Source organism: Arthrobacter sp. UYEF3 (assembly GCF_040546245.1).
In the GTDB taxonomy this organism is placed as follows: domain Bacteria; phylum Actinomycetota; class Actinomycetes; order Actinomycetales; family Micrococcaceae; genus Arthrobacter.
Genome location: NZ_JBEPNK010000005.1, coordinates 1 through 20,802 on the forward strand (window position 1 = coordinate 1; position 20,802 = coordinate 20,802).

17 protein-coding genes, 3 tRNA genes and 2 pseudogenes are annotated in these 20,802 nt (G+C 68.4%); 9 read left to right on the forward strand and 13 right to left on the reverse strand.

Annotated elements, in window-relative coordinates:
- Positions 1–117: 117 nt before the first annotated feature.
- Positions 118–470 (forward strand): annotated as a pseudogene (locus ABIB14_RS04760) (IS21 family transposase); the annotation flags it as partial.
- A 244-nt stretch (positions 471–714) separates the two neighbouring features.
- Here the strand turns inward: ABIB14_RS04760 and ABIB14_RS04765 are convergent.
- The 3 genes from ABIB14_RS04765 to ABIB14_RS04775 form a co-directional block, all read right to left on the reverse strand.
- A tRNA-Phe gene (locus tag ABIB14_RS04765) sits at positions 715–790 on the reverse strand.
- 48 nt (positions 791–838) lie between these two features.
- Positions 839–912 (reverse strand) — tRNA-Asp (locus tag ABIB14_RS04770).
- A gap of 103 nt (positions 913–1,015) precedes the next feature.
- A tRNA-Glu gene (locus tag ABIB14_RS04775) sits at positions 1,016–1,088 on the reverse strand.
- 197 nt (positions 1,089–1,285) lie between these two features.
- Between ABIB14_RS04775 and ABIB14_RS04780 the strand changes: the two genes are divergently transcribed.
- On the forward strand, positions 1,286–2,335 hold the full coding sequence (locus ABIB14_RS04780) for a PHP domain-containing protein (RefSeq protein WP_354234454.1): 1,050 nt from the start codon (positions 1,286–1,288) through the stop codon (positions 2,333–2,335).
- 29 nt (positions 2,336–2,364) lie between these two features.
- Here the strand turns inward: ABIB14_RS04780 and ABIB14_RS04785 are convergent, their stop codons facing one another.
- Positions 2,365–2,967 carry a LysE/ArgO family amino acid transporter gene (locus ABIB14_RS04785; protein WP_354234455.1) on the reverse strand — a complete coding sequence of 201 codons (603 nt, stop codon included), beginning with the start codon at positions 2,965–2,967 and terminating at the stop codon, positions 2,365–2,367.
- Positions 2,968–3,036: 69 nt separating this feature from the next.
- On the opposite strand from ABIB14_RS04785, the gene ABIB14_RS04790 reads away from it, so the two are divergent.
- The 5 genes from ABIB14_RS04790 to ABIB14_RS04810 all read left to right on the forward strand — a co-directional run bounded on the left by ABIB14_RS04790 (position 3,037) and on the right by ABIB14_RS04810 (position 8,144).
- A complete protein-coding gene (locus ABIB14_RS04790) occupies positions 3,037–3,918 on the forward strand; it encodes an ArgP/LysG family DNA-binding transcriptional regulator (protein ID WP_354234456.1) in 882 nt (293 codons plus the stop codon).
- 97 nt (positions 3,919–4,015) lie between these two features.
- On the forward strand, positions 4,016–5,077 hold the full coding sequence (locus ABIB14_RS04795) for a DMT family transporter (protein WP_354234457.1): 1,062 nt from the start codon (positions 4,016–4,018) through the stop codon (positions 5,075–5,077).
- Positions 5,078–5,086: 9 nt separating this feature from the next.
- Complete coding sequence (locus tag ABIB14_RS04800) at positions 5,087–5,533, forward strand: metallopeptidase family protein (RefSeq protein ID WP_354234458.1); 447 nt, start codon at positions 5,087–5,089, stop codon at positions 5,531–5,533.
- Between the two features lie 43 nt (positions 5,534–5,576).
- Complete coding sequence (locus ABIB14_RS04805; RefSeq protein WP_354234459.1) at positions 5,577–6,509, forward strand: cation diffusion facilitator family transporter; 933 nt, start codon at positions 5,577–5,579, stop codon at positions 6,507–6,509.
- Between the two features lie 207 nt (positions 6,510–6,716).
- Complete coding sequence (locus tag ABIB14_RS04810) at positions 6,717–8,144, forward strand: C40 family peptidase (protein ID WP_354234461.1); 1,428 nt, start codon at positions 6,717–6,719, stop codon at positions 8,142–8,144.
- Between the two features lie 10 nt (positions 8,145–8,154).
- On the opposite strand, the gene ABIB14_RS04815 is transcribed toward ABIB14_RS04810, so the two are convergent.
- The 6 genes from ABIB14_RS04815 to ABIB14_RS04840 all read right to left on the reverse strand — a co-directional run bounded on the left by ABIB14_RS04815 (position 8,155) and on the right by ABIB14_RS04840 (position 15,829).
- Positions 8,155–9,015, reverse strand: a complete 861-nt coding sequence (locus ABIB14_RS04815) for an ABC transporter permease (protein ID WP_354234463.1) — start codon at positions 9,013–9,015, stop codon at positions 8,155–8,157.
- Positions 9,005–10,024, reverse strand: a complete 1,020-nt coding sequence (locus tag ABIB14_RS04820) for an ABC transporter ATP-binding protein (RefSeq protein ID WP_354234465.1) — start codon at positions 10,022–10,024, stop codon at positions 9,005–9,007. The genes ABIB14_RS04815 and ABIB14_RS04820 overlap by 11 nt, the downstream gene beginning before the upstream one ends.
- Entirely contained in the window at positions 10,021–11,121 is a 1,101-nt protein-coding gene (locus ABIB14_RS04825) for a LolA family protein (protein ID WP_354234467.1), read from the reverse strand. The genes ABIB14_RS04820 and ABIB14_RS04825 overlap by 4 nt, the downstream gene beginning before the upstream one ends.
- Before the next feature lie 136 nt (positions 11,122–11,257).
- Positions 11,258–11,941 carry a hypothetical protein gene (locus tag ABIB14_RS04830; protein ID WP_354234469.1) on the reverse strand — a complete coding sequence of 228 codons (684 nt, stop codon included), beginning with the start codon at positions 11,939–11,941 and terminating at the stop codon, positions 11,258–11,260.
- A gap of 13 nt (positions 11,942–11,954) precedes the next feature.
- Complete coding sequence (locus ABIB14_RS04835; protein WP_502909608.1) at positions 11,955–14,753, reverse strand: PEP/pyruvate-binding domain-containing protein; 2,799 nt, start codon at positions 14,751–14,753, stop codon at positions 11,955–11,957.
- A gap of 38 nt (positions 14,754–14,791) precedes the next feature.
- A complete protein-coding gene (locus tag ABIB14_RS04840; protein ID WP_354234471.1) occupies positions 14,792–15,829 on the reverse strand; it encodes a universal stress protein in 1,038 nt (345 codons plus the stop codon).
- 366 nt (positions 15,830–16,195) lie between these two features.
- On the opposite strand from ABIB14_RS04840, the gene ABIB14_RS04845 reads away from it, so the two are divergent.
- On the forward strand, positions 16,196–16,849 hold the full coding sequence (locus ABIB14_RS04845; RefSeq protein WP_354234792.1) for an FAD-dependent monooxygenase: 654 nt from the start codon (positions 16,196–16,198) through the stop codon (positions 16,847–16,849).
- Here ABIB14_RS04845 and ABIB14_RS04850 read toward each other — a convergent pair.
- Positions 16,846–17,529, reverse strand: coding sequence for a copper resistance CopC family protein (locus tag ABIB14_RS04850; RefSeq protein ID WP_354234473.1), 684 nt, complete (start codon positions 17,527–17,529; stop codon positions 16,846–16,848). The two genes, ABIB14_RS04845 and ABIB14_RS04850, sit on opposite strands and share 4 nt — an antisense overlap.
- A 112-nt stretch (positions 17,530–17,641) precedes the next feature.
- On the opposite strand from ABIB14_RS04850, the gene ABIB14_RS04855 reads away from it, so the two are divergent.
- Entirely contained in the window at positions 17,642–19,087 is a 1,446-nt protein-coding gene (locus ABIB14_RS04855; protein ID WP_354234475.1) for an NCS2 family permease, read from the forward strand.
- A 174-nt stretch (positions 19,088–19,261) separates the two neighbouring features.
- Here ABIB14_RS04855 and ABIB14_RS04860 read toward each other — a convergent pair.
- Both ABIB14_RS04860 and ABIB14_RS04865 read right to left on the reverse strand, forming a co-directional pair.
- Positions 19,262–19,435 (reverse strand): annotated as a pseudogene (locus ABIB14_RS04860) (hypothetical protein); the annotation flags it as partial.
- A 9-nt stretch (positions 19,436–19,444) separates the two neighbouring features.
- Positions 19,445–20,653 carry a cytochrome P450 gene (locus ABIB14_RS04865; RefSeq protein ID WP_354234477.1) on the reverse strand — a complete coding sequence of 403 codons (1,209 nt, stop codon included), beginning with the start codon at positions 20,651–20,653 and terminating at the stop codon, positions 19,445–19,447.
- Positions 20,654–20,802: the final 149 nt, after the last annotated feature.

A 20,802-nucleotide genomic window follows, 5' to 3' on the forward strand; every position in this document is an offset into this window, starting at 1 on the left:
TTCACAGCATCCAGTGTCGCCGTCATATCGGCTCCTTCCCGCCAGGCTCACGGCCTGGCGTGTTGGGCCGGATACACCGTTATTTCCACAGTCCCACGCCAGCCAAGGCAGGGGGCGGCGTGGCGGTTGGAGCCATTCAGGGCAGCGATTGATGCGACGGCGCCGCCGAAGCAGCGCCATACTGCCCGCAGGGTCCTGGCTCGGCTCGTTGGGGAGCACGGCGCAGAGGAGTTGTCGTATTCGTCGGTGCGTGACTGCGTCCGGGTCCGCCGGGCCCAGGTGGATGTTGAGACCGGCCGCCGGGTGGAGAGTTTTCACAGGAACATGCCCCGGGCGCTGAGGCGGAGGTGGACTTCGGTGAGGTCGGGGTGGTGCTGAACGGGGTGAAGACGAAGTGCCATATGTTCGTCTTTCGGCTCTCGCACTCGGGCCTGGCCATCCACCGGATTTACCCGACGCAGGAGCAGGATCATTCCTGACATCCAGGTTGGTTCGGACGCCGGCTAACAGGTCGGGTTCTCCCCGATCCAGAGCGGAGCCGCTCGCATCCAGGCATCTGCGCGCTCACTCCAGTGAGCTTCTACCGAGGTAATACCAGAGGTTCGCATCAAAACACGGCTGACTCTGGCTGATCAACGCTGAACCTAAAGTTCATGGCACGACGAAAAAACCCCGCAGATCCCGTGTAAAGACTGGGAACTGCGGGGTTCTAGCTGGTGGCTCCGACCGGCGTCGATCCGGTGACCTTTCGATTTTCAGTCGAACGCTCTACCAACTGAGCTACAGAGCCTAGGTGACATGTCACCATGACAGCCGGAATTTCTTCCGGCCATCAGAGCGACCCTGACGGGACTTGAACCCGCGACCTCCGCCGTGACAGGGCGGCGCGCTAACCAACTGCGCTACAGGGCCTTACTTTTACTACTGTTTCTTGCTGCCTGCAGTATCGCTACCGCATTTTTTCAAGGACTCAAGCTTACCAGACTATTTCATCCGGCCTCACCAATTCCTTGCGTACCCCCAACGGGATTCGAACCCGTGCCGCCGCCGTGAAAGGGCGGTGTCCTAGGCCGCTAGACGATGGGGGCCAGGACGCCATCCGGTAAAACCCGCAACTGAAAAGGAAAAAATTTAGGGCCGAAGCCTTCCGTTTTTGTCCCCTTCGGGTTCGTCCGAACTGGACCTATAAAACTATAGGGGCAACTTCCGGAATCTCCAAAATCCACCCCACAACCCGGGAATATGCTCTGGACAAGCTCGGTGCAGCTGTGTGGATGATGGTCAGATGGACGCCACCGCTGCCCTCAATGAGATCGCTTTCTGGCTTGAACGCGAACGCGCCACCACCTTCAAGGTGCAGGCCTTCCGCAAGGCGGCCGACGTCATTGCCGGCCTCTCCCCCGAAGAAGTTGCGGCCCGACGGCGCGACGGCCGGCTCAAGGGCATGAAGGGGATCGGCGAACGCACGTTCGAGGTGATCGCACAGGCGGTCGACGGCGGGATCCCCGACTACCTCGCCGGCCTGCGGGAACGCGGCGCCGTGCCGCTCGTTGAAGGCGGTCGCGAGCTGCTGGCATGCCTGCGCGGGGACCTGCACGTGCACAGTAACTGGTCCGACGGCGGTTCGTCGATCGAGTCCATGGTGGAAGCAGCCCGAACGCTGGGCCGCGAATACGTAGCCCTGACCGACCACTCCCCCACGTTGAAGATCGCCAACGGGCTGAGCGCCGAACGCCTCAGCGAGCAGCTGGACCTGCTCGCCGGGATCGAGGCTGCGCAGAACGAGACAGCCGGCACGGACGCCGGCCGCCCCGAGGTCCGCCTGCTCGCCGGCATCGAAGTCGACATCCTGGAGGACGGCAAGCTGGACCAGACCCCCGAACTGCTGGACCGGCTGGACGTGGTGGTGGCGAGCGTGCACTCGAAGCTCCGGTCGGACAGCCGAACCATGACGCGGCGGATGCTCGGCGGCATCGAAGACCCCCATACCAGGGTTCTGGGCCACTGCACCGGCCGGCTCCTGAACGGCTCACGGGGGACGCGTCCACCGTCGGAGTTTGACGCGAAGCGGGTTTTTGCGGCGTGCGCGGAGCGCGGGGTCGCCGTCGAGATCAATGCCCGGCCGGAGCGTCAGGACCCGCCGGACGAGCTGATTCAGACGGCGCTCGATGCGGGCTGCCTTTTCAGCATAGACAGCGATGCGCATGCCCCCGGCCAGCTCGACTTCCTGCAATACGGGGCGGAGCGGGCCGCCCGGAACGGCGTGCCTCCGGAACGGATCATCACCACCTGGCCGGTGGATCGGCTGCTCGAGTGGACAGGCGGCAGGAAGTAGCGGCCGGGTCCGTCTGGCAGGCACGGCGCTCAGGCGAGCACCAGAACGCCGAGGGTGGTCATCATTACGGCAATTCCGGCGTCGAGCACCCGCCACGCCGCCCGTCGCCGGAACAGTGACGTCAGGAAGCGTGCCCCCGCGCCCAGGGCAGTGAACCAGGCAATGCTTCCAAGGCCGGCCCCGGCGGCGAACCACCAGCGCCCGGACTCACCCTGGGCTGCCGCGAGCGACCCGAGCAGCAACACGGTGTCCAAGTAGACGTGCGGATTGAGCCAGGTGAAGGCCAGGCAGGCGCCCAGAACGGCTGCCCTGCTGCCGGCCGGCCGGTCTCCGGTCTGGCCCATCTGCTCACCGCGGACCGCACGCCAGCCCGCCAGCGCTCCGTAGGCGAAGAGGAATGCGGCCCCGACCCACCGGATCACCCCGAGGGCGGAGGGCGCCCGCTCCAGGAGGACGCCGATGCCCGCGACTCCAAGCAGGATCAGCAACAGATCCGAGACCGCGCACACCGCCACCACCATGCCGACGTGCGAGCGCCGGATGCCTTGGCGGAGGACAAACGCGTTCTGGGCCCCGATGGCAACAATGAGTGACAGGCCGGTGGAAAGGCCCGACAAGAGGGGAAGGATCACCCTTCCCACGGTAGGGCGCAATCCAAGATCAAACCAGATAATCTTTCTGCTCTTACATAAGATGAGCTAATGATTGATATTTCCCCCGAGCAGGCCAGGACGCTGGCGGCAATCATCACCCACGGCAGCTTCGACGCCGCAGCGGCCCACTTATCCGTGACACCCTCGGCGATCAGCCAGCGGATCCGCGCCCTCGAGGCCGCCATCGGTCGCCCGGTGCTGACCCGGGCGCGGCCGGCGGGGCTCACGCAGTCGGGTCAGGCCGTCGTGCGGTTTGCCCGGCAGTTGGAGTTGCTCTCCGCAGACCTCGCGGACGAGTTACAGCCGGAGGACTCCCGTGGGCGGACACGCCTGACGCTGGTGATCAACAGCGATTCATTGCACACCTGGGCGCTAGCCGGCCTCGCGGCCGCCGGCGACAGCATCCAGCTGGAGATCCTCCGGGAGGACCAGGAACACTCACTTGACCTTCTGCGTGCGGGCGCCGCGGCCGCCGCGATCACGGCGACAGCCGCGCCCGTGCCGGGGTGTTCCTCACGCAAGCTGGGCACCATGCGTTACCTGCCCGTGTGCGCGCCGGCCTTCTCCCACCGCTGGTTTGAGTCCGGCGTCACCGCGGCGGCGTTGTCCAAGGCCCCCGTGCTGGTCTACGACCGCAAGGACGATCTTCAGGACCGCTGGCTGCGCCGTTTCAGCCGCCCACCCCATCATGCGCCGCGGCATTATGTGCCAGCCGCCCAAGAATTTGGCGATGCGATCCGCTGGGGCATGGGCTGGGGCATGATGCCCGAAATCGAAATCGGTGAGGACCTCCGTATCGGGACGCTCGAGGCGTTCGCACCCCGCGCCCATGTCGATGTCGCCCTCTACTGGCAACAATGGCGGCGCGGCTCAGCGGCGCTCAGCGAAGTCGCGGAAGCTGTCCAGGCGGCCGCACGCGTGCTCCTGTGAGGCTTCCCGGCGCAGTGGCCGCATATTGGCAGGAACTCGACTAGACCTGACCGATTTCCGCCAGCTGCCGGACCACCGCGCAAGCTAAATTGGCAGCATGGCAACAACCGCCGAGACCGGCTCCCCCCTCCCGGACAGCCCACATCCGGACAGCACGCACGGCACGTCCTCCCCTCCCGACCAGCCGGGCGGAGCCCAGCCGGGCGGAGCCCAGCCGGCCACAGTCCGGCCTGCGCCCCGGCCGGGACAGATCAGCAGGCTCGGGATCGCCGCCGTCGTCGTCACCGTGGTGCTCTGGGCATCAGCCTTCGTGGGCATCCGCGCGGTGGGGCCCAGCTTCTCGCCCGGGCCGCTGACCCTGGGCCGTCTGGCCGTGGCGGCCGTCGTGCTGGGCCTGGTGGTGCTGCCGCAGCTCCGCAAGGCCGCCGCATTCCCCAGGGGCCGCGAGTGGTGGCCTATCCTGGCGTACGGCGTGATGTGGTTTGGCGGCTACAACGTGGCCCTGAACGCCGCCGAGCACATGCTCGACGCGGGCACGGCGGCCCTGCTGATCAACGTCAACCCCATCCTCGTCGCCGTCATGGCCGGGATCATCCTCAAGGAAGGCTTTCCGCGCTGGCTGATCATCGGCAGCCTGGTCGCGTTCAGCGGCGTCGCCGTCATCGCCCTCGGCTCCGGCCAGCGGTCGACGGCGGACGTGGCCGGCGTGCTGCTCTGCCTGCTCGCGGCCGCCCTCGCGGCAGTGAGCGTGATCGTGCAGAAGCCGGTGCTCAGGAAGTTCCCGGCGGCCCAGGCGACGTGGTTTGGCATCATGGTGGGCGCCGTCTGCTGCCTGCCCTTCAGCGGCCAGCTCGTAGCTGAACTGCAGGCCGCCCCGCTGCCCGCGGCCCTGGGCCTGGTCTACCTCGGCGTTTTCCCGACCGCGATCGCGTTCACCACCTGGGCCTACGCGCTCTCCCTGATCGACGCCGGCAGGCTCGCCGCCACGACGTATCTGGTGCCCGGCACTACGATCCTGATCTCCTGGCTGGTGCTGGGCGAGATTCCCACCAGCTGGGGCCTGGTGGGCGGTTTGATCTGCCTCGCCGGCGTCGCCCTGACCCGCCGTCGTTCCCGTCCGCGGCCGGCCCCGACTGCCGGGTCAAACCCGGGGGCATAAGGTTCTGGTATGCCCGCTTCCCTGCCTCCCGGCCTGCCGATCGTGCCCGACAGAAACGACGACTGCGAAGAAGCCGCCGGTACCGGACCGTTCCCGATGTCCGAGGACGAGTTTGAGGCCGCGGTTAGTGACGCCCTGGACCGGATCCCGCCGGACCTGGCGCAGACCATGAACAATGTGGCTGTCTTCATCGAGGACGACTACACACCGCAGCCCGGCGAGGACCCGGACACGGTGCTACTGGGCCTCTACGAGGGCGTGCCGCTGACCGAGCGGGACTCCTGGTGGGACGCCGGCTCACTGCCGGACCGGATCACCATCTACCGCCGGCCGATCCTGGACCTGTGCGCCACCCGCGAGGACGTGGTTGAGGAAGTGACGGTGACAGTGGTCCACGAGATCGCGCACCACTTCGGCATCAGCGATGACCGGCTGCACGAGCTCGGCTGGGGCTAGCCCCACTCAGCCAACCGCCCTTCGTGCGACTAGCCTTGGTCACATGGGACACGACCACAGCCATTCGCACGGCATCACGGCCTCTGGCACCGGCACTGCAAAACACCGCAAGCGCCTGGTCGCCGTCCTGCTGATCACTCTCGCGGTGGTCTTGATCCAGGTTGCCGGCGCCCTGGTCTCCGGGTCGCTGGCATTGCTGGCCGACGCCGGGCACATGCTGTCCGACGCCGCCGGAGTGTTCATCGCGCTGCTGGCCGCCTGGATCGCCACCAGGCCGGCGAGCGACCAGCGGACCTACGGCTATCAGCGGGCCGAGGTCCTTGCCGCGCTGGCCAACGCCCTGGTCCTGATTGTCATCTCGGTGGTCATCTTCACCGAGGCGCTCCGGCGGATCGGCTCGGCCCCTGAGGTGCAGACCGGCGTCATGCTCTTCGCGGCCGTCATCGGTGCCGTCGCCAACCTGGTCTCGCTGCTGATTCTGCGCGGGGCCCAAAAGGAAAGCCTCAACGTCCGCGGCGCCTACCTCGAGGTCCTGGGCGACCTGCTGGGCTCCTTCGCCGTCATTGTCGCCGCCATTGTCATCATGGCCACCGGATATCAGGCCGCGGACACCATCGCCTCGATCCTGATCGCCCTCATGATCCTTCCCCGGGCCTGGCACCTGCTCCGCGACGTCGTGGACGTGCTCCTCGAGGCCACCCCCAAGGGCGTGGACGTCAAGATGATCCGCGAACACATCCTGGCCGTGGACGGCGTTGTGTCCGTCCACGACATCCACATCTGGACCATCACCTCCGGGGTCCCGGTGTTTTCCGCCCATGTGGTGGTCGAGGATGCGGCGATGGGGGCACTCGGGGCGGACCGCGTGCTGGACAAGCTGGTCACCTGCCTCGGCTCGCATTTTGACACCGAGCACTGCACCTTCCAGCTCGAACCCACCAGCCACGCGGAGCACGAGACCCACCAGCACGCCTGAGGCGCCACCCGCCCCGTGCGGCCCGACACGCCGGTGCACCTGCGCGCCAAATCACATGCGTGTTGTTTATGTTATTGGTGTGACTCTTGTTGCCAAAGTGGTGATTGGCACGTAGCCTCGTCCCTGCTGGGCGATCCATAGAGGGGCACTTCCTCGTGCCACAATTCCTACCTCGCTCGCGCCAGCCTGACTGCAGCGAGGTTTTCCATGAGTTGGACCGGACCCGGCGGCAGGGCCGCCGCCCTGTGCACCGCCGTCGTACTGCTCGGATCGATGGCGATCCCGGCCCAGGCCGCGCCCGCCGTAGTGGCAGCCGTTCCCGGCCTGAGGGCCCCGGCCACGCAGGATCTCCCCTCCCCCGAGGAGATAGCCGCGGCAAAGTCCAGTGAAAGCGCGACGGCGGACCAGGTCACCCGGATCGACCGGCTCCTGGCGGACGCGGCCGCAGCCCAGGAGGACGGGCTGGCGACCTCGCTCGCCGCCAACAACGCCTACGCGGATGCCCTGGTGGAGCTCCAAATCCGCCGGGACGCCGCCGCGCTGGCGGCAGCCAGGGCGGCTTCCGCCGAAAATGAGCAGGCGAAGGCGCGCAAACTGATCGGCCAGCTGGCCGGAGATCTTTACCGCAACGGCGGCATGACGCCTGGGCTTGGCAGCCTGATCGGAGGAGACGGCAAGTCGCTGCAGCAGGCCGCCACGCTCGAAGCGCTGGCCGCCGGCCGCACCCGCGCCTTCCAGGCCGCGGAGACCGCTGCCGCCGCCACGAAGTCGTCCAAGGACGCCGCGGCGGAGGCGGACCGTGCCGCCGACGACGCCGCCCGCACCGCGGAATCGCGCAAGACCGACGCCCGGCGCGCCGACGACGCCCGGCAACAGGCCGTGTCTGACGCCGCGGCACAACGGACGGTCCTGGTGGACCAACTTGCCACGCTGCGGAACACTACCGTGGCGCTGGAGTCGGCGCGGGTGGATGCGCTGGACCGGCAGCGCCAACAGGCCCGCCTCGCGGTTGTCACGGCGGACCCGGGGAACAGCCCGAAGCCGGCCGGCGGCGGCCAGCCGGCGCCCGCTCCGGCCCCGCCGGCCGTGGTGCAACCTGCGCCGCCCGCTCCTCCGGCCTCCGGCACGGCCCCGCCCGGCCCTGCCAATCCGGCACCTGTTGAACCAGCACCAGCACCTGCGCCGCCGGTCCCCGCCCCCGCTCCGGCTCCCGCTCCGGCTCCGGCTCCGGCTCCTATAACCCCGCCGGCTCCTGCCCCCGGCGGCTCCAACCAGACGGCCATCTCCGTCGCTCTCGGCAAGGTGGGCGCGCCCTATTTCTACGACTACGGCGGAACCGGCGCCTACGGTTTTGACTGCTCAGGACTGGTCCAGGCCGCGTTCGCTGCGGCTGGCAAGAGCCTGCCCCGCACGGCGGCCCAGCAGTTCGCGCAGGCTCCGGTGCATGTGCCGCTGGCCGCGGCCCAGCCCGGGGACCTGTTGGTCTGGGGCTCGGCGCCGGGCTTCTACCACGTGGCCATCTACCTTGGCGGCGGGCGCGTGGTCCAGGCACTGAACCCGTCCAGCGGGATTACCGTGACTGATCTCGCGTCCATGTCCGGGATGCAGCTGTACCCGTACGCCGCCCGGTACTGATCCCGGAAGCCTAGGAGAGCACGTCTTTCGTGGCGAATTTGGCGTAGGCGAGGGCTCCGAACACGGCCACGTACCCGGCCTGCAGGAGCGCGTTGGCGGCGAAAGTGTCCCAAGCGACCGGCTGGCGCAGCAAATCCGCGAAGTCGAGCCAGCGATGGCTGAAGAGCCACGGATGCAGCCATTCCAGTTGCGGCAGCGCATCCGCGACCTGGGCGATGACAGCGAGCACGACGGTGGCCGCCATTGCGCCGACGGGCACGTCCGTGAGGCTGGACATGAACAGTCCGATGGCGGAGAGCCCCACCAGGGATACTGCGAGGTAGGCGGCGATCAGCAGCAGCCGCCCCAAGGCATCAGCCGCGCCGATCGTGTCGCCGGAGAGCAGGGTCACGGGACCCACCGGAAAGAGTGCCGCTCCGATGCCGGCGCCGACGAGTGCCACCGTGAGCGGGGCCGCCGCCGCGAAAACGACAGCGCCGCCATATTTGACCAACAACAGCCGCCCGCGTCCGGCCGGCGCCGCCAGCAGATACCGCAGGGTCCCGAGCCCGGCCTCGCCGGCCAGGGTATCGCCCGCGACCACCCCGACGGTTAGGGGCAGGAAGAGCGGGACGGCCACCAGCATGGCGGTGACGCCGACGAACAACCCGTTCTGGCTGATCCGGTCCAGAAACGCCGGTCCGCGGCCGGCCGGCACCGCGGAGGAGAGCCGAACGGCCAGAGCGATCAGCACCGGGATGGCGTCGAGGGCCAGCAACATGGCCCACGTCCGGCGGCGGCGGAACAGCACCGCCAACTCGGAGCCGAGCAACCGCCATCCCGGTGCCCGGGGCCCGTCCGGGGCGCTGCTTACGCTCGGCTTACCTGGCAACCTCGAAGCCCTCCCCGGTCAACTCGACAAAACGGTCCTCGAGGCTGCCCTGCTCGAGGGCAAAGCCGCGGACCCGGACACCGGCCGCGACCAGCGCCGCCACCACTGCTTCGGGCGCGAGGGCGCCGTTTCCGGCGCCGTCGGGCAGCGGCGCGTACAGCACTGCGCCGTTCCCCGTGCCGTCTGCGCGGAGATCGGCTTCACGGACACCGCCTGCGGCGGGGGCGCCGTCGGGCGGCAGCCCCAGCCCCGCCAGGACCCGGGCGGCGGCGGCGGGGTCAGGGGTCAGCAGGCGGATCCGGGTGAGTCCGGTCTGCCGCAGTTCCGGCAGTGTGCCCTGCGCCACGAGCCGTCCGGCGCTCATGATGGCCGCGTGGGTGCAGATCTGTTCCACCTCGGCGAGCAGGTGGCTGGAGACGAACACCGTGGCGCCGTCCGCGGCGAGGGACCGTACCAGATGGCGTACCTCGCGGGTGCCCTGCGGGTCCAGTCCGTTGGTCGGCTCATCCAGCACCAGCAGCTCCCGGGGTGCCAGCAGGGCGTTGGCGATGCCCAGCCGCTGCTTCATGCCCAGCGAATAGGCCCGGACCTTCTTGTCCGCGGCGTGCGCCAGGCCCACCCGATCGAGCGCCGTCCGGACCCGTGCGCGCCGTGTGCCGGCCGGGGCTTGCGGATCTGCCGCGTCGAAACGGAGCAGGTTCGCGGCTCCGGAGAGGAACGGATAGAAGGCCGGCCCTTCAACCAGGGCGCCCACCCGCGGCAGCACGGTAAGCAACTGCCGCGGCATGTCTTCGCCCAGGACGCGCACCGAGCCGCTCGACGCGGAGGCCAGGCCCAGCATGATCCGGATGGTGGTGGTCTTGCCCGAGCCGTTGGGGCCCAGGAAACCAAAGACGGAGCCTTTCGGCACCGCCAGGTCGACGCCGTCGACCGCCAACTGCCGGCCGAAGCGTTTGCTCAGACCATGGGTCTCGATGCTGAGTTCAGTGGTCGACGTGGCGGCTGTCACCGGGCGGCGGCCGCGGCCTGGAGCCGGTCGAGCGGGACGGACCCTGCGAAGATACGGCCGTCGTCGAGGATCAGCACGTTCACCAGGGCGGTGGAAAGCAGCCTGCCGCCGGCCACCGGGACGGTCGCCTGGGCCAGCAGTGACGCAACGTTGCCGGACTGGCCCGGCTGCTGCGCCGGCTGCTGTACCGGGGCCTTGGCCCACGCACCGGCCGGGAGTTCGACGACGGATTCCCAACCGGTTCCACTGACGTTGTGCCGGCTGTCCTTTGCCGCCGGCCGGTCCCTGGGAGCGGTCGACTTATGGTCCTGGACCGGGATTTCCTTGACCGTGGCACCGGGCGGCGGACTGAACTGGAAGATGGCCGCGTCCGGGGCCTCGAGCGAGAGCTTAGTGAACGCGACGCGGAACGCCGGGTCGGACTGGCCGCGGGCCTTCAGTTCGACGCCGAGCGGCATCCCGCTCTGGCCGTCCACCGAAATTGCCACGGAGGCCAACAGCGTGGAGGAAGACTTCGGCGTGAGCATCAGCTGGTACGCGGTGCGCCCGGCCACCTGGACATCCGCGCCGACCGTCACGTCGCTGCTCTGGTCGAGCTTGGCCAGGAGATCTTCGGCCAGCGTGTCCGGGGCCGGGACGGATTCCTGCCCCGAGGGGTCGTGGCTTCCGGCCCCCGCCGGAAGCACCGCATGGGCCGCGGTATTGTCCTTGGAGTTGTAGAACCAGAGCTCGTTACCGTGCCGGATGACGTCGCGCTCGGCGAGCCGATCCATGACCTGGATGCGGGCATTATCCGTCCCGTCACGGTAGACCCGGGCGGTGTGCGGTCCGGTCAACAGCTCCAGCCAGCCGGTGTCCCCGGACGATGCTCCGGGACCGGCCTGCGGGAGTTCCGGCAGGCCCAGTTTGGAGGTTTGTTCGAGCGTCCCGGAGAAGGACGTTTCGCGGTGCTGGGCGATCAGCTGCAGTACCTGCTCCGGCGATTTGGCCGGCAACGGATCTCCCGCACTGGCCGACAGGGACCCCGCCAGCACCCCGGCTGCGATCACGGCGGGAACGGTGACGGCCGGCAACCAGCGCAGCCACGGGCGGGTCATCGCGACCGCGCTCCACTATTGCAACTCATCTTTCAACATTACGCCTGGAAGGGGACGGTATCACCTCTCCGGCGCACATTTGACGGCAGATTAGTCCGGGCGGCCTACCCGGCGTGGTCCGGGCCCTGCGTCGCGGCTAGGTGAACAGCTTCAACGTTAGTTCGACCGCTCCGAGCAGGAGCGCGAGTACCGACGTCCCGAGTCCCGCAACGAGGAGCAGCCCCGGATGGGCGAGCCCGACGGTGACTCTCCTGAGCCGTGGCCTGCCGCGCAGGAACTTTTGTGGCACCCGGGCCGTCGTGGGGTCCTGTTTCCAGCCGCGGAGACGGCGCAGGAACCACGCGCAGCGGGCGATGAAGGCCAGCCAGAGCAACGACACCACGAGGGGGACCGCGGCGAGCAGCAGGTTGAACCCCAGAGCGGTGACTTCCCGCTCGGAGGCGTTGACGACGGACTGGATGGTGGTGGAGATGGAGGCACTCATCACCACCGAGACACCCCATACGAGGAACGCTGCGGTGAGGGCCAGGAAGCGGACGAAGAAGTGACCCAACACAGAGTCCTTCCTCGGCTTGAGATACCGGCGGGGAGTGGCCTGCAGCACAGCGATGGTGGCCAGCAGGGTGGGCAGCGCGGCCATCCCGACCAGCACGTACCAGGACCATCCCGCGAAGTCGAAGAAGTCATCTGCAACGATCAGGGCGGCCCAGAACCCCGCCCAGACCCAGCCGGCGGTGAGCGGGCGGCTGACCAGCCAGCCGGGGAGCCAGGGGTCGTCGATGCCGGCCGCGGGTGTTTGGGAATCCTCCCTGTCGCTCATGAACCCCCCGCAGCTAGGGACCCGACGGCCCGGTGTCCGGTACCACGGTGCCGGCGCCGCCGTCGACCGTGATGCCCTGCCCGGTGACGATCAGGGAGGTGGCGTCCGGGACCCCGACAACCGCGGGAATCCCGTATTCACGCGCGACGACGGCGCCGTGCGAGTTGGAGCCGCCCATTTCCATCACCAGTCCGCCGGCGGTCAGGAACAGCGGGGTCCAGCCCGGGTCGGTCGAGGGTGCCACGAGGATCTCGCCGGGTTCCAGCCGCGCTCCCTGCGGGTCGAGGATAACCCGGGCCGCGCCGGTGGCGGTGCCGGCCGAGGCGGGGCTGCCGGTCAGCACCCCGGCGGTCCCGTGTGCCGCCCCGGCGGTGCGGGGCCGAAGGGCTTCCGGTTCGGTCCCGTCGGAGAGCAGCACCCGCGGGATGTGCCGGCGTCCCAGTTCGCGGCCATAGGCTTCGCGGCGCTGCGCCACGAGGGTGTGCAGCGGCTTCCCGGCGAGGCCGTCCCGGACCTCGACCAGGTCAAGGAAGAAAATGTCGTCCGCCACGGCGATCCGGCCGGCGGCCGCAAGTTCCGTCCCGATGAGCTGGAGCTGCCCGCGCACCGCCGCCAAGGCCTCCACGATGTGGTACTTCGGAAGTTCGCGCAACCCGGCAAACATCCGGGTGCGCTTCAGCGCCGCCCGGACCAGCACCGCCCGCAGCCCGCCCCGCTCCCCGGCGGCGGCGGCCAGCCGCTGCACCTGGGACTCGGCGTCCTGTGCGGCCTTGCTGAACTGTAAGTCCGGGGCCCCGCCGGGGTCGTCCAGCCGCAGGTAGTTGGCCAGGACTCCGAAGATGTGGGCCGGGTCGTCGGACCAACGGGGCATCCCCAGGTCGATTTCCGCGACCGCCCGGTGCCCATAGCGGCCTAGGAAGCCCGCGAGTCCGGACTGCACGACAGCGGGCAGTGTCCTGGCCTGGTAGCGACGGACCAGCTCCGCCACCCCCGCGTCGTCGAACTCCGCGCCGTCGAACTCCGCGTCGTCGAACTCCGCGCCGTCGAACAGCGCCGCGGCATCGGCGTCGGCCCGGATCGCTGCGGCGAGCTGCCAGAGCGCCAGGTCCATCTCGGTGGTCACGTTGCTGGGCAGTCCCCGCAGGACTGGCTGCAGCGCCCCCGGCCCGGCTCCGGGTCCCAGCAGCTTGCCGGCAGCGGCCAACATGGCAAAGCCCAGGGCCGGAAGCGGCAGGATATTGGGCACTACCGGGAAGAGCTCCCGGCCCAGGATGCGCTCCGCGTGGTCCAGCCGCTGCACCGCAGTTGACCCGGCAGGGACCATCAGGGCGGCCCGGAAGCGTTCGCCGAACTGCTCCGCCCGGCGCAGGGCGGCCTCGGGCCTGAGCAGGGCGCGTAGCAGCGACTCCGGGACCCTGGCCCGCGCCGCCACGGGTCCGATGCGCCGCAGCAGCCGCCACGGGGACCTGCTGGTGACGGACAGCCGCGGGTCCTCGGAGAGCTCGCGCAACACCACCGCGGAGCGGGCTTCCATCACATCGAAAGCGCGCGGCACGACGGCGCGGCCTACGGCGCTGCGCAGCACCGGGGTCAGGTCGAAGAACAACCGCTGCCCGGCCTGGACATACGGCGGCGGCCCCTCAAGCGGTGCGGGCACCTCGAAGTGCGCCGCGCGGGCCACGGACGAGGCGATCAGCCGAAAGCCGGCGAGCCCCATCGGGGTCAGCGGACGGGTCAGGCCCTGGGCCAGGCTGAAGCACACGTAGACGCGGATCCCCTCACGGACCCGCGGCCGCTCCGGCAACGGGTAAAGCGTGGTGATGGGCCGCGACTGCGTCAGCCACGCCACGCCGCGGCCGTCGATGGCCCATTCGAGGTCCTGGGGCGCACCGAAGTGCACCTCCGCGCGGCGGCCGAGGAGCTCCAGCGCCAGGAGCTGGGCGTCGTCGACGCAGGGCTTCGCGCGGGCGCCGGACTGGACGATCCGTTCGGTTCCGCCACCCGCCATCGGCCGGATGACTGCGCCCTTGGTTCCGATGCGCCGCTCCAGGATTCTCTGGGTGGCGCTGTCGACGACGAAATGGTCCGGGTTGACCGCCCCGGAGACCACCGCCTCACCGAGTCCGGGGCTGGCGTCGATGACCGCCTCATGCCTCCGGCCTGTGACCGGGTTCGCGGTGAACAGCACACCGGCGACGGTTGCGTCCACCATCTGCTGGACCACGACGGCGAGCGCTACGGCTGCCGGGCTGATCCCGTGGGCGGCACGGTAGCTCACGGCGCGGTCCGTCCAGAGCGAGGCCCAGCACTGCCGGACGGCGGCCAGGACCGCGTCGACGCCCACCACGTTCAAGAAGGTGTCCTGCTGGCCGGCGAAACTGGCGAAGGGCAGGTCCTCGGCGGTGGCGGAGGACCGCACCGCGACCGGGACGTCGGCGCCCAGCGCCGCATAGGCGTCCCGGATGGCCGCGGCGACATCTGCGGGAACCTCCGCGGCCAGAACCTGGCGGCGAGCGATGCCGGCGAGTGCGGCGAGCCGTGGAAGGTCGTCCGGAGCGGCAGCAACCAGTCTGGCAAGCACGGCGTCGAGCCCGGCCGCGGAGGTAGCCCGCCGGTAGGCCGGCGTGGTCAGGCAGAAACCGGCCGGAACCGGCAGCCCTGCGCGAATCAGTTCACCGAGATTGGCGGCCTTACCGCCGACGTCGGAAAGCAGCGCCGCACCGGCCAGCTCCAGGGCGAGCACCAGCTCGGGCCGCGGTTGCCGCCGTGGTTCCTTGGGATGCCGTTGCTGCCCCACCTGCCGGCCCTCCATTCAATGAAGAAGCGCCCGGTCCCGGGTCCGGGTCCGTGCTACGAGTCGCCGAGCATGGGTCCGAAGCTGGGCCGGTCGGCCAGCCGCGGATCGTCGCGGTCCGGGATCACCATCACGGGGCCCTTGGCGTGGTGCAGGATGCCGTCGGAGGTGGATCCCAGCAGCATCCCGGCGAAACCGCCCCGGCCGCGGGTGCCCACGACCACGAGTTCCACATGCCGGCTCGCCTCGACGAGGATGTCGACCGGGGCGCCGTCCACGAGTTGGGTTTCGACCTCGAGACGGGGGTAATGGCTCTTGAGCCACACCGTCCCGGCATCGAGCTGGGCCTGGATATCGGCGAAGAGTGCCTCGCGGTCCATCGGCGCCGGAACCCAAGCGAGCGAGCCGCTGTACTGCGGAACGGCGCAGACCACACGCAACGGCGCGGACAGGCGTTCGGCTTGGGCCGCCGCTTCGAGGACCGCAACCCGGGCCTGTTCGGAACCGTCCACGCCCACCACCACGACGTTTTCTACCGGCTGGCGGCCGGATTTTTCCCGTTCGGCCCGGATGTGCTTGTCATCGGTGGTCTCCCCCAGCCGGTCGCCGCAGATTAGCGGCACGGTGACGGTCGGGCATTTGGCGTGCGCGGGCAGGGCGCTGCTGACCGAGCCGAGGAGCCGGCCCACAAAGCCGCCTCGCCCGCGCGTGCCGAAGACCAGCAGTTCGGCGGTTCCGGTCATCTCCAGCAGGACTCCGGAGGCGTCGCCGTTCTCCACCGAGGCGTCCACCTCAATGTTGTAGCCGGATACCTTGTCGAGCGCCTGTTGCAGGATGGCTTCGGCGCCTTCGCGGATCACCGAGTCGTCCACTGTCGCGTACCCGCCGTCCAGCCCGGAAGCGGCGAAGACCGGCACTGAATAGGCGGTCACGATGTGCAGCGGACGACGCCGGCGCACCGCTTCCCGGGCGGCCCACACCAGGGCGCAGTGGCTGTGGTCCGAGCCGTCCACGCCCACCACGATCCCCCGATGGGCGGAGTGCTCGCCGGCGGCGTCTCCCGCCGGGTCCGGATGAACCTGTTCTCGGGCCATGAGGTCCGCCTCCTTGCGTAACGTGGCTGTGTTGCGGCTATTCTGCCAGAACTCCCCGGGTCCGGCGCCAAGCGATCCGGCGGACGAGGTTCACCCACTTTTTACCCATCTGCGGGTCAGGGCCGGAAACCCGCGGAACGACGGCGTCTGGGTGGGGCAAGGTCCCGGAAAACCGCGGAAACCCCGCGCCGAACCGGCCCTGTTCATCGGCCGCAATTTTGGGTACTGTCTGAGGCATTGCTGAACCGAGACTCGTCTTTCAGATCGCAGGCTCCGCGGAGCGCGTCAGGACGGGTCGACGGAAAGGCGTCCTGGGCATCGGCCCGGAACCCGCATCATCAGAGGGAGGATCCCGCAGTGTCGAGCATGCCTGTGAACGGCGGAATCGAACGGACCAGCACCCTTATCATCGGCACGGGGCTGTCCGGGCTGGCCGTCGCCAGCGAGCTGCAGCGCAGGGGCGTCAGCTCGATCGTGGTGGACGGCCTGGACCTACTCGGCGCCGGGAACCCAGCCAACACGTCCTCGCTGCAGCGCTGCGACGCCGCGGATGCGGCCACCCTCAGGGAGCGCAACGAGATCCTGCGGCACCTGCGCAACTACGCCAGCAGTCACAAACTCGACGTCCGCAACAACGTCCGCGCCCTGCAGCTGGACCACCTGGCCGCGGAAGGCCCGAGCGCCGGCGATCCGGCCTTCCACAGGGCCGGGCAGCCCGTGCAGCAGTGGGCCGTCAGCACCCCCAACGGCGTCCTTTACGCCGACCACCTGGTCCTCACCCGCTGCGCCCACAGCCAGTTGCGCCGCATGCTGGCCGAGCTGGGCGTGGCCGCAGGCCAGAACCTGATGGCCGCCATGCACGCCCTGGGCATGTATCTCGTGGGCGTCGGCGAGCTCATCACCCCCACTCCGAAGGAAGTCCTGCGCCAGGCCAAGCTGGTGGGCCAGGCGATTTCCGCCAAGGTACACCCCGATGGCATGCCCTCGCTGTTGTCCGGCGGCTTGGCCTTGCCGGCTTAGGAGCCTGACCCCGGCTGGCTGTGCTGGCCGGGGTCGTCCCCGTCGTCACCCACACCTTCGCCCGGGCCTTCCCCGTCGCCGCCCGAACCGTCGTTGAGGCGCCGCTTCGCCATCAGGCCCAGGGCCACCAGAATGCCCACGGCCACGGCGACAAACATTACGATGCTCCACGGGAACGGCTGGGAAGCATCCGGCGCCGGCGAAGGCGCAATGGTTGTGCCCGGCTCGGCGGTGCCCAGGGTCGGCACCGTCCCCGCCGCCGCTCCCGCAGTCGCGGAGCCCCCGCCTGCCGCCGCGGCAGTAAAGCTGAAGGTGCCCTCAATCGGATGGCCGTCGGAACTGACCACCCGCCACTGCACCGTGAAGAGTCCGGCCGGCGCGCCCGTCCGCAGCTTCTGCGAGGCGACGTTGTCCAGAATCTGCACCCCGCCGTCGGCCCAGTTGGTGCCGGCAGCGTCGCTGACCTTGATCTGGGTGCCAAGCGTCAGCGGAGGGTTGCTGAGCGTGAGAGTCACCGTGTCCGGCGGAATGGGCACCGTCGCACCGGCGGCGGGACTGGTCGACTCCACGGCGTCGTGCGCGGACGCCGGGCCGGCACCCAGGAGCGCAGCACCCAGCAGGACCGAAACCAGCGTGATCAGGCCCAGCAGGGCGACGGGAAGTTGTCTGACGATACGCATTGCTGGCCCGCTCCTAGTGTTGGCTTCCTTACAGACTAGGCGATTTTGACGGGTGGCCATCATCACGCCCAATAGGATTTACCTAACACCCCTTTTCCCTCCCGGAGGACCAATGCTTAAGCAGGGCTCTGCACTCGACCGGTACTTTATGATCTCCGAACGCGGATCGAACGTCTCACGCGAGATCCGTGGCGGTTTCGCCACCTTCTTCGCCATGAGCTACATCGTGGTGCTGAACCCGCTGATCCTGGGCGGCCCCGACTCCTCCGGCGCCACGCTCGGCTTCCCGGCAGTGGCCGCAGCCACAGCTTTCGTCGCCGGCATCCTCACCATCCTGATGGGAGCCTGGGCCAAGCACCCCTTCGCGCTGGCCACCGGCTTGGGCGTCAACGCCTTCGCCGCCGTCACCGTGGCCACCAACCCGGGCCTGACCTGGCCGGACATGATGGGCCTGATCATGCTCTCTGGCGTCACCATGCTGATCCTGGTTCTGACCGGTTTCCGCACCGCCGTGTTCAAGGCCGTCCCGGACGGGCTGAAGACCGCTATTGTCGTCGGCATCGGCCTGTTTATTGCGCTGATCGGGCTGGTCAACGCCGGCTTCGTGCGCCGCATCCCCGATATCGCCGGCACCACCGTCCCGGTCGGCTTGGGCTTCGACGGCAAGCTCCTGGGCTGGCCCACCCTGGTGTTCGTCTTCGGCCTGGTCCTGACCATCGCCCTGTTGGTGCGCAAGGTCAAGGGTGCCATCCTGATCGGCATCGTCACCTCGACAGTCCTGTCCGTGATCCTGGAATTCAGCCTGCACATCGGCGCAAGCGTTCAGCCGGGTAAGCCGTTCAACCCACAGGGCTGGTCGCTGGTGGCACCCAAGTTCACTGAATGGGCCGCGCCGGACTTGTCCCTGATCGGCAAGGCCAACCCGTTCGGCGCCTTCGAGCGCCTCGGCGTGGTGGCCGCGGCGCTGCTGGCCTTCGTGATCCTGCTGAGCATATTCTTTGACGCCATGGGCACCATGGTGGGCCTGGCCACCGAGGCCGGCACCATCGACAAGGACGGCAACATCCCCAACGTGGACCGTGTGCTCCAGATCGATGCGCTGGGCGCGATCGCCGGCGGCGGCGCGTCCGTGTCATCCAACCAGATCTTCGTCGAATCCGGCGCCGGCATCGGCGAGGGCGCCCGGACCGGCCTGGCCTCGATCGTCACCGGCCTGCTGCTGCTAGTCGCCATGTTCTTCACCCCGCTGATCAACCTTGTCCCGTTCGAGGCGGTGGCGCCGGCGCTCGTCGTCGTCGGTTTCATGATGGTCTCGCAGGTCGGCAAGATCGACTGGCAGGACTGGGGCATCGCGATCCCGGCGTTCCTGACCTTCACCCTGATGCCGTTCACCTATTCGATCGCCAACGGCCTCGGCGCCGGATTCATCTCCTTCGCGCTGATCCGGGTCTTCCAGGGCCGCGCCCGCGAGGTTCACCCGCTGATGTGGGCAGTGGCCGCCGCGTTCCTGTTGTTCTTCGGGATCGGCCCGATCGAAGCCGCGCTGGGATTGCGCTAGAGCATGTCTCCTAATTCCTTGGGCCGGATGGTGATGGCGCGGAGGACGCTCCCGCCGCGGTAGGTCAGGGCGATGCGGCCGATGGCCATGGCAGAGGTGTTGGAGGTCAGGATCGTTTCGCAGTACGGCGTCAATGCGCCGGAACGCGTCGAGCTTGAGGTCCATGATTTCCGGGACTGCCTCGAGCACCAGGCGTCTGTCAGCGAAGGCCCCGAAGTCCGCACCAAAGCTGATCCGGGAAAGCACCCAGGGCTGCAGGCCGGTGTTGTCGGGGGGACATGATTTAGCGGTACTGCACGTGCGGGCGAATCGGGAAGCCCAAGCAAGGGATGTGAGGTGTTTGGGCATCCCGTTGATCTACGACGCCGTGATTTTCAGGGGAATGGAGTTCCATCCTCGGAGGGTGTTGTGCAGGTACGGCACGGGGTCCCCCGTGAGTTCTATGGTGCTGATGCGCCTGGCCATCGTTGTGAACAGGACGTCCATCTCAAGGCGGGAAATAGGCTGCCCCACACACTGGTGAATGCCCATCCCGAAAGCAAGATGGCCGCCGGCGTTCCGGTCGATCAGGAACTCATCGGCAGTCGGCCCCCACTGCACGGTGTCCCGGTTGGCCGAACCCATAAACAGCAGGATTTTCGATTCCGCCGGCAACGGGATGCCGCGAAACACGGTGTCGGTCGCGACGGTCCGGAAAAAGGACTGGAACGGCGACTCATAGCGGAGGGCCTCGTCGATGGCGAACTTGACCAGCCGTGGATTGGCATGGAGCCGGGCCCACTGCTCGGGATGCGCAGCCAGGGCCTGAAGCGTGTTGCCGATAGAGAAGACCGTGGTGTCCAGGCCGGCGGACAGCATGGCCCGGACCAGCAGTGCAGCTTGCTCGGCGCTGATTTCGCCGCGGTCCGCGTACGCCCAGATCTGGGCTCCCATGCCGTCCGGGGACAGGTTCTCGCGGGCGCAATTATCCATAACCCACTGATGGGTCGGCTCTCCCTTCGCGAAGAACCCGCGGGAGCGTTGGTCATCCGGTCCGAAGGAGCTGAAATTCATGGCGCCGTGGGGCAGCAGATTGGCCTCGCGGCCTTCGCGGGGGATCCCGACCGCGTCTCCAAAGACGCGGATGGGAAACAGCTCAGCAAGGTCCTGGACGCCGTCAAAGGATCCACGGCTGATGATCTGGTCAACGAGCTCGTCAGCGAAAACCTCAAACTGTGCCCGCAGGGACCGGACTCCGCTCGGAGAAATAACCCCGGCCATAGCGGCCCGCATAGCGCCATGAACCGGCGGGTCCGATTCCAGGATGCCCCGTGGGCGCCACCCCGGTTCGTGATGGAGGTTTTTGGGGCCGACGCCCGCACCGGAGATGAAGGTGCTGAAGTCCTCAAGAATCTCCCTGCACTCCGCGAAGCCGGCAAAGGCCAGGACACCGTATGTCTCCAGCCACACCGCAGGGCCGGCGGCCCTCATCCGCTCGAACAGGGGATAAGGGTTGATGAGGTTTTCGTCCGTGTACGGATCGTCCGACAACACGGGAACGGTTTGCGGTGGGGTGCTTACTGACATGGCAGGCCTCGATAGCGTCGGTCGTTTCGCTGCGCTGCAGCCGGATCGTTGCCCTAAAGTACCTCCAGGAGGGACCCTAGGATAAGTTCTGTTCTCACTCTGTGAGAATGATTGTTGGTCATCCACCAGACCTCCGGCACGATCAATCC